Genomic DNA, 9,219 nt, shown 5'->3' on the forward strand with positions numbered 1-9,219 from the left:
AGCCCTTTTTGCTTGGCGTATACCAAAACAGTGCAAATTGAACATGATTTTATGATAAAGGGGAGAATACGATGGGTACAATTTTACGAAATGGTCGATTGCTAGTAAACGGAGAATTAGTAATAAAAGATATTTTAATCGAGGGAAACACCATTGAAAAAATTGGGGACGGTTTAGAAATTGCTGACCACAAAGTAATTGATGCAACAGACAAGCTGGTTACACCAGGTTTTATTGATATGCACGTTCATCTGAGGGAGCCGGGATTCGAGGCGAAGGAGACGATTGCTACAGGAACGGCGTCTGCAGCGCGCGGCGGATTTACTACGGTAGCATGTATGCCGAATACTCGTCCTGTCATTGACACGCCGGAAACGGTAAAACAAATTCTCAGCAAAGCAAAGGCGGAAGGCAGTGCCCGCGTTCTGCCGATTGGCGCAATCACAGTACGAGAACTCGGTAAAGAGCTGACGGACATGTCAGCATTGAAGGAAGCAGGAGTTATCGCAGTATCTGATGATGGGGTAGGTATACAGACAAGTCAAGTGATGAAAGATGCGATGAAAGTGGCAACAGGGCTGGGCCTGCCAGTTATTGCACATTGCGAAGATGATAGTTTGGCTGAAGGAGGCTGCGTACACGAAGGTGTATTTAGTGAAAAGCACGGGTTAAAAGGAATTCCGTCCGAAGCAGAATCCATTCATGTTGGCCGTGATATCCTGCTGGCCGAAGCGACAGGCGTACACTACCATGTATGTCACATCAGTACGGTTGAATCAGTACGTCTGGTACGTGAAGCAAAACAGCGTGGCGCACGAGTGACAACGGAAGTATGTCCGCATCACCTCTTGCTATGCGATGAAGATATTCCAGCCTTAGATGCCAATTATAAAATGAATCCGCCACTGCGCTCTCGCCGCGACCGTGACGCGCTTATTGAAGGATTAAAAGATGGTACTATCGATATGATTGTTACCGACCACGCACCGCATACAGCAGAAGAAAAACAGCGTGGCATGGAGCTTGCGCCATTCGGCATCGTCGGCCTGGAAACGGCTTTTCCGCTCCTTTACACTAAGCTAGTACTTGAAGGTTCATTCACGCTGCAAGAGATTGTTGAACGCATGACAAAAGTGCCGGCGGACGTATTTAATCTGCCATGGGGTACTTTGCAGGAAGGCGCAATTGCCGATATTGCGGTCATTGATTTGGAAACAGAAAAAGAGGTAAATCCTGAAGATTTTGCAAGCAAAGGACACAACACGCCATTCACTGGCTGGAGATTAAAAGGTTGGCCGGTATTGACCATGCTAGAAGGTCAAGTGGTATGGCAGGCAGATGAGATGAACAGCGAAGGAGCGAGACAATAATGGTAAAACAAGCGAGACTCGTATTGGAAGACGGTACAGTATTCATTGGAAAGTCGTTCGGAGCGGAAGAAGAGTCGCTCGGCGAGGTCGTATTCAATACCGGGATTACGGGCTATCAGGAAGTATTGTCCGACCCGTCGTATTGCGGACAGATTGTTACGATGACCTATCCTATGATCGGAAACTATGGGATTAACCGTGACGATTTTGAATCCATGCGTCCATTTTTACACGGATTCGTTGTACGTGAACATTGCGAAGTGCCAAACAACTGGCGCAATGAGCAAACAGTTGATGCAATGCTGAAGGAGTATGGAATTCCAGGCATTGCAGAAGTGGATACACGCAAATTAACACGCATTATTCGTCAGCACGGTACGCTCAAAGGTGTAATTACCACATCAGGTGAATCCGTAGAATCACTGCTTGAAAAGCTGAAAGCTCCGCTTATGGAGGATCAGGTAGCTCGGGTTTCCACGAAAAATCTTTTTCCGGTGCCAGGCCGAGGGCCGCGTATCGTATTGGTCGATTTCGGAGCCAAGTACGGTATTCTGCGAGAGCTAACTAACCGAGGCTGTGACGTTATTGTTGCCCCGTATAATGTTACCGCTGATGAAATTCGCCGCATTCGTCCCGACGGAATTCTGTTATCTAACGGACCTGGAGACCCGAAGAATGTTCCGGAAGCAATCCGCATGATTCAAGAGATTCTTGGGGAATATCCACTGTTCGGTATCTGTCTCGGTCATCAATTGTTTGCACTGGCCTGCGGTGCTGATACGGAGCGCATGAAGTTTGGTCATCGGGGAGGCAACCACCCGGTGAAAGAGCTTGTTACCGGCCGCACGCATATTACTTCGCAAAACCACGGCTATGCTGTATCCGCTGATTCAGTGGCAAACACTGAGCTTGAAGTTAGCCATATCGCACTTAATGACGGGACAGTAGAAGGCCTTATTCATAAAAAACATGCGGCGTTTTCTGTGCAGTACCACCCAGAAGCTGCGCCGGGACCATACGATTCCAATTACTTATTCGACCGCTTCCTAGAGCAGGTAGCCACATTTGTTAAGGGGGAAAAAGCGCATGCCACGACTCGATAACATCAAGAAAATCCTTGTGATTGGCTCAGGCCCGATTGTCATCGGACAGGCCGCAGAATTCGATTATGCCGGAACCCAGGCTTGCCAGGCCTTAAAAGAAGAAGGCTTCGAAGTCATTCTGGTCAACAGTAATCCAGCGACGATTATGACCGATACGAATATGGCCGATAAAGTGTATATCGAACCGCTGACGAAAGAGTTCGTCACACGCATCATCCGCCAGGAGAAACCGGACGGTTTGTTGGCTACCCTTGGGGGGCAGACAGGGCTAAATCTTGCGATGGAACTGGATGAAGCCGGCATTCTGGAGGAAGAGAACGTAGCGTTGCTTGGAACAGACCTTGAAGCCATTAAAAAAGCGGAAGACCGCGATTTGTTCCGTAGCTTGATGCAGGAAATCGGTGAACCGGTACCGCCGAGCGATATTATTCACACGGTAGAAGAAGCGTTGAAGTTCGCTGAACGTATCGGATACCCGATTATTGTCCGTCCGGCTTATACACTGGGTGGTACAGGCGGCGGTATTGTAACGAACGAAGAAGAACTGCGAGAAATTGTTGCCAGCGGTCTGAAATACAGCCCGATTACTCAGTGCCTTGTAGAGAAAAGCATTGCGGGTTTTAAAGAAATCGAGTACGAAGTTATGCGTGATGCAGCTGATAATGCCATCGTCGTATGTAATATGGAGAATATTGACCCGGTCGGCATTCACACCGGCGATAGTATCGTCGTAGCGCCGAGCCAGACGATGTCAGACCGTGAATATCAAATGCTGCGTTCATCTTCATTGAAGATTATTCGGGCGCTTAACATTCAAGGCGGATGTAACGTACAGCTGGCGCTTGACCCGGACAGCTTCCAATATTACATCATTGAGGTAAACCCGCGTGTAAGTCGCTCATCTGCCCTGGCCTCCAAAGCAACTGGCTATCCCATCGCGAAAATGGCAGCAAAAATTGCAGTGGGCTACACACTGGATGAGTTGAAAAACCCAGTAACAGAGCAGACATATGCATGCTTTGAGCCGACGCTCGATTATATTGTCACGAAAATTCCGCGCTGGCCGTTCGATAAATTCATCTCCGCCAACCGTAAACTCGGTACGCAGATGAAAGCAACCGGCGAGGTTATGGCTATTGGCCGTACGTTGGAAGAGTCGCTGCATAAAGCTGTGCGCTCGCTCGAAATCGGCCTGCATAGCCTCGAATTGCCAGAAGCAAAAGAACTCAGTCAGGAAGAGCTGGAACACCGTCTAGTAAAAGCGGATGATGAGCGCTTATTCCTTATCATGGAGGGAATGCGCCGTGGTATGACTGAGGAGAAGATTCATGAATTAACCAAAATTGATTACTTCTTCCTTGCGAAGTTTAAAAATATTATTCATCTCGAAAAGGAAATGGCAGAAGCAATAGCTTCCCGCACATTCGATATGCAAATGCTGCGCCAGGCTAAGCGCATGGGCTTTACAGATCGTCGAATCGCAGAGGTGACCGGGCTTGCTTCCTCGGACGTTGAAGCCCGACGCAAAGAAGCCGGCCTCACCCCTGTTTACAAGATGGTAGATACATGCGCTGCGGAATTCGAAGCGGCAACACCGTATTACTATTCTACTTATGAAGATGAGGATGAGAGAGAAGAGACGGGCAAACCGCGCGTCATTGTACTTGGCTCTGGTCCGATTCGTATCGGACAGGGCATTGAGTTTGACTATTCGACAGTGCATGCCGTTTGGGCATTAAAAGAAATGGGCTATGAAGCGGTTATTATTAATAACAATCCAGAGACAGTCTCGACCGACTTCAGCACCTCGGATCGTCTCTACTTTGAACCGCTTTACATTGAAGATGTACTGCATATCATCGAGAAGGAGAAGCCGGAAGGTGTTATCGTACAGTTCGGAGGCCAGACAGCCATTAATTTAGCGGCTGACCTTGAAGAGGCCGGTGTGAAAATTCTCGGAACCGACCTAGCCAATATCGATGCGGCAGAAGATCGGGAGAAATTCGAAAAGCTGCTTCGTTCGCTTGATATTGCACAGCCGCCGGGTAAAACGGTAACGACGGTAGAAGCAGCGGTAGAAGCTGCGGATTCTCTCGGATATCCGGTACTTGTTCGTCCGTCCTATGTATTGGGCGGCCGCGCCATGGAAATCGTCTATAACGAGCAGGAATTACTAACATACATGCGTGAAGCAGTTAAAATCAATCCGGATCATCCAGTGCTTGTCGATACGTACCTGATGGGTGCGGAAGTGGAAGTGGATGCGATTAGTGATGGCGAAAATGTGCTGATTCCCGGGATTATGGAGCATATCGAACGGGCCGGGGTTCACTCGGGCGATTCGATCGCTGTATATCCAGCGCAGACCATTCCGGGCCAACTAAAAGAAGAATTGATTGATATGACGACCCGCATCGCGCGGGGCCTGCAAATCAAAGGCTTGCTTAACATTCAATTCGTCATCCATAAAAATAAGGCATATGTGCTGGAGGTTAACCCGCGTTCTTCCCGTACCGTACCTTTCTTAAGCAAAATCACTAACCTGCCGATGGCCAACATTGCTACTAAAGTGATTCTCGGCCATACGATTCCAGAACTTGGTTACACTCCGGGGTACCATCCGGAAGCGGATCATGTTTCCGTAAAAGTTCCGGTGTTCTCCTTCGCCAAGCTGCGTCGGGTTGATACAACGCTTGGACCGGAAATGAAGTCGACGGGCGAGGTCATGGGGCGCGATACAAATCTAGCTAAAGCACTATATAAGGGACTTATTGCTTCCGGTATGAGCATTCCGACACACGGTTCGCTGCTGGTGACGGTTGCCGACAAAGACAAAGAAGAAGCGGTCGATATTATTCAAAGCTTCCATCGACTCGGTTTTAAATTGCTGGCAACAGAAGGAACGGCGCGTTACCTGGAGGGCAAAGGAATGAACGTAACGTGTGTGCGCAAAGTAAACGAAGCCTCGCCGAATATGCTCGATATTATCCGTGAAGGAGAAGCAAGCTTCGTATTGAATACATTGACGAAAGGTAAAACGCCTGAACGTGATGGATTCCGTATTCGTCGTGAATCAGCGGAGAACGGCGTCGTCTGTCTGACATCGCTTGATACGGCACAAGCGCTGCTCCGTGTGCTCGAAGCAATTACGTTCAGCGCAGAGTCTATGCCGCGCTTTGCAGCATCAGAGGGGGCATATGTGCATGAATAAGGGCGTGTTGAACGTCATTTCTAATTTGAGTATTGCCGAACGGATTTTCCGATTGGAAGTGGAAGGAGAGCTGGTGGGCTGCATGACGCAGCCCGGCCAGTTCGTACACGTTAAGTGCGGCACAGGCATCGATCCTTTATTACGCCGCCCTATCAGTATTTGTGATGTGGACATCGAACGCCGCAGAATGACGATGATATATCGTGCGGAAGGTCACGGCACACATGTATTAAGCCAATACGTACCGGGTCAGCCGCTAGACATTCTTGGTCCGTTGGGAGAAGGATTTCCGATAGAAGGACGAAAAGCTGGCGAGCACGTGCTGCTCGTCGGAGGCGGCATTGGTGTTCCGCCGTTATATTACCTTGGTAAAGAGCTCAAAAAACGGGGCGTACGTGTAACGTTCGTTATCGGATTTGGTACGGCCTCACAAGTATTTCTGGAGCAGGAGCTGGCTGAGCTGGGTGCAGTCCATATAGTTACCATCGACGGGACGGCTGGTGTAAAAGGTCTGGTTACAGACGTACTGACAGAGGCATATGGATTGGCAATGTCAGAGTGGGATGCTTTGTATTCATGTGGTCCGCTACCGATGCTGCGGGCGTTACAGGATACATACCAAGCGGCAGGAAAAGAAGGCTACATTTCGCTTGAGCAACGCATGGGCTGTGGAATTGGCGCCTGTCTCGCCTGTGTCTGTTCGGTTCAAGAGCCGGGCGAAGGCAAGAAATACCGCAAAATCTGTTCTGACGGACCTGTCTTTGCATTCGGGGAGGTGCAGCTCGTATGACGATATCGGCAAAGGACCGTCTCGCGGTCAATCTTGCAGGCATCAAAATGAAAAATCCGGTGATGCCCGCATCTGGCTGCTTCGGCTTCGGACGTGAATATGCACAGTTCTATGACTTGAACAAGCTGGGTGCAGTTGCCGTAAAAGCGACCACAGTAGAGGAGCGGCAGGGGAATCCGACGCCGCGTGTCGCAGAAACACCGGGTGGTATGCTGAACGCAATCGGTCTACAAAATCCAGGGCTCGATGATGTAATGGCCTATGAGCTTCCATGGCTTGGGAAGTTTGATCAACTGCCTGTCATCGTTAATGTAGCGGGTACGGTAACGGATGATTATATAAAGGTAGCAGAACGGGTAAGCGAAGCGCCGAACGTGGCGGGAATTGAACTGAACATCTCGTGCCCGAACGTTAAATGCGGTGGGATTACATTTGGGACAGATCCGAAGATTGCGGGACAACTGACGGAGGAAATCAAAAAAGTCAGCAAGGTGCCGGTGTTTGTTAAATTATCACCAAACGTTACAGATGTTGTCGCCATTGCGAAAGCGGTAGAAACGGCTGGCGCGGATGGTCTCAGTATGATTAATACGCTGCTCGGCATGCGCATTGATTTGAAAACGCGCCGTCCCATTCTTGCAAATGGCACCGGCGGCCTGTCCGGGCCAGCGATTAAGCCGGTTGCGATTCGCATGATTTATGAAGTTAGCCAACAGGTTAAGATTCCGATTATTGGTATGGGAGGAATTCAATCGGCGGATGATGTCATTGAATTTTTCATGGCCGGCGCCTCGGCGGTAGCGGTCGGTACCGCCAATTTTGTCGACCCGCTTATATGCCCTACGATTATTGATGAGTTGGAAACAAGGCTCGACCAGTATGGTGTTCAGACTATTGGCGAGCTGACGGGAGCGGGGTGGAAGAGATGAGTGGGATGAACAGACGCATCATGGTGGCGCTCGATTTCCCGGGCGTAACAGAAGCGAATCTCTGCGTTGATATGCTGGAGGGAACGGGCGTGTACGTGAAGGTAGGCATGCAGTTATACTACGCGGCTGGTCCGGACTATGTAAACCGATTGAAAGGCAAAGGGTATTCTGTATTTCTCGACTTGAAAGTGCATGATATTCCCAATACGGCAAAAGGCGCCATGCAAAGCGTAGCTGGACTTGGGGTGGATATGGTTAATGTTCATGCGGCCGGTGGACGCAAAATGATGGAGGCGGCACGCGAGGGATTAGAGAAAGGCACCCCTGCTGGTAGACAACGTCCGCTATTGATTGGTGTTACCCAGTTAACGAGCACGACACAGGATATGCTGAATACGGAGCTGGGCATTGCTGGCAGTGTAGAAGAATGTGTTGTACGCTATGCGCGCCTTGTACAGGAGGCTGGTCTGGACGGTGTAGTCGCCTCGCCGAAAGAAGTGCCATTGATTAAAGAAGCATGCGGTACCTCATTTTTGACAGTAACCCCAGGTATTCGTCCTAAGGGTACGGATGTGGGCGATCAGCATCGTATTACGACACCTGAAGAAGCGTTTGCCCTCGGCTCTGACTACATCGTAGTGGGCCGGGCAATTACGCAGGCAGAGCAGCCTAAACAGGCCCTGCATGACATTTTAAAAGGAGTGAGGCAATATGCCGACTAATACAGCTACAGCACGACAAATTGCGGAAAAATTGTTGGATATTGACGCGGTGGCTCTGCGTCCGGATGAACCTTTTACCTGGACATCAGGTATAAAAAGCCCAATTTACTGTGATAACCGGATGACGATGTCTTATCCTGAAGTACGGCAGCTAATATACCGTTCTTTTGCTGCACAAATTCGGGAAAAGTATGGAGAAGCCCAGGTTATTGCAGGAACAGCAACTGCGGGTATTCCTCATGCAGCGTGGGTGGCCGAGGAGCTGGGTTTACCGATGGCATATGTACGCTCCAAGCCAAAAGGGCACGGCAAAGGTAATCAAATTGAGGGCAAGCTCGCACCCGGTGCCAAAGTCATCGTAATCGAAGATTTAATCTCTACCGGCGGCAGTTCGATTGAGGCGGCTCGTGCAGTGCAGGAAGCGGGTGGAGAAGTGCTGGCTGTGCTGGCGATTTTCTCCTACCAATTTCCTGCGGCAGAGAAGGCATTTGCAGAAGCGGGCTTTTTGTTTGAGACACTCAGCAATTATACCGTTCTTCTCGAGGTTGCCATAGAGAAAGGCACCATTCGTCCAGAACAAATCGAGGCGTTGAAAGCTTGGCGTGAAAATCCGCAGGCGTATTAAGTAGAAAAAACACGTGCAGGGCATATACCAAGTGGTTGTTCCTTTTTTTGAAGGAACGAGTGGGGGCCCGGCACGTGTTTTTTATCTGCGGTTTTAGAATAGTTAGCAGTGGTAAATAATATATTGTATCACACCTGTTGATTATCCATAAGGTGGAAGAAAGAAGATGCACGCGTCGGCGTGTTCCCTCGTCTTTCTCACGAGGAAGAGACACGGCCCCTGGCGCCACAAAGCGGCCCTCTGAGCTTGGGTGCGGGAGACGAACCGATGCCCGTTTGGGGCACGGTGTGATGGCGATCCATTCTGGCTCATACTGGATAATCAACACCCTTGATATTATATATAAGTTACACTTGATATTTTGACATGATAACGTGGTTGGAAGTAGGAAATTCGAAAAAAAGAAGAGGTTGGATGTGCCCTGCGCTCCGGCAAAAGAAAGGCCAGTGTGTCTTTTTCCGACCGTGCC

At 49.5% G+C, this 9,219-nt stretch carries 7 protein-coding genes; all 7 read left to right on the forward strand.

The genetic code is table 11. The annotated features are described in order from the left end of the window. The first annotated feature begins 71 nt into the window (after window positions 1-71). The 7 genes from HMPREF0083_RS24405 to pyrE are packed head-to-tail and all read left to right on the forward strand — an operon-like array spanning window position 72 to window position 8,750. Window positions 72-1,370: a dihydroorotase gene (locus tag HMPREF0083_RS24405; RefSeq protein ID WP_021624624.1), complete on the forward strand. Its 1,299-nt coding sequence runs from the start codon at window positions 72-74 to the stop codon at window positions 1,368-1,370. Beyond that, the gene (locus HMPREF0083_RS24410) at window positions 1,370-2,473 is read left to right on the forward strand and encodes a carbamoyl phosphate synthase small subunit (RefSeq protein WP_021624625.1); all 1,104 of its coding nucleotides are present in this window, start codon (window positions 1,370-1,372) and stop codon (window positions 2,471-2,473) included. The genes HMPREF0083_RS24405 and HMPREF0083_RS24410 overlap by 1 nt, the downstream gene beginning before the upstream one ends. Further along, window positions 2,457-5,684: a carbamoyl-phosphate synthase large subunit gene (carB, locus tag HMPREF0083_RS24415; protein WP_021624626.1), complete on the forward strand. Its 3,228-nt coding sequence runs from the start codon at window positions 2,457-2,459 to the stop codon at window positions 5,682-5,684. Before HMPREF0083_RS24410 ends, carB begins: the two co-directional genes overlap by 17 nt. Beyond that, the gene (locus HMPREF0083_RS24420; protein WP_021624627.1) at window positions 5,677-6,474 is read left to right on the forward strand and encodes a dihydroorotate dehydrogenase electron transfer subunit; all 798 of its coding nucleotides are present in this window, start codon (window positions 5,677-5,679) and stop codon (window positions 6,472-6,474) included. Before carB ends, HMPREF0083_RS24420 begins: the two co-directional genes overlap by 8 nt. Next, window positions 6,471-7,403 (forward strand): dihydroorotate dehydrogenase, encoded by a 933-nt coding sequence (locus tag HMPREF0083_RS24425; RefSeq protein ID WP_021624628.1) that lies wholly within the window; start codon window positions 6,471-6,473, stop codon window positions 7,401-7,403. Before HMPREF0083_RS24420 ends, HMPREF0083_RS24425 begins: the two co-directional genes overlap by 4 nt. After that, window positions 7,400-8,125: an orotidine-5'-phosphate decarboxylase gene (pyrF, locus tag HMPREF0083_RS24430; protein ID WP_021624629.1), complete on the forward strand. Its 726-nt coding sequence runs from the start codon at window positions 7,400-7,402 to the stop codon at window positions 8,123-8,125. Before HMPREF0083_RS24425 ends, pyrF begins: the two co-directional genes overlap by 4 nt. Then, window positions 8,115-8,750 carry an orotate phosphoribosyltransferase gene (gene pyrE, locus HMPREF0083_RS24435; protein WP_021624630.1) on the forward strand — a complete coding sequence of 212 codons (636 nt, stop codon included), beginning with the start codon at window positions 8,115-8,117 and terminating at the stop codon, window positions 8,748-8,750. Before pyrF ends, pyrE begins: the two co-directional genes overlap by 11 nt. Window positions 8,751-9,219: the final 469 nt, after the last annotated feature.

This window comes from Aneurinibacillus aneurinilyticus ATCC 12856, from assembly GCF_000466385.1.
GTDB lineage: Bacteria > Bacillota > Bacilli > Aneurinibacillales > Aneurinibacillaceae > Aneurinibacillus > Aneurinibacillus aneurinilyticus.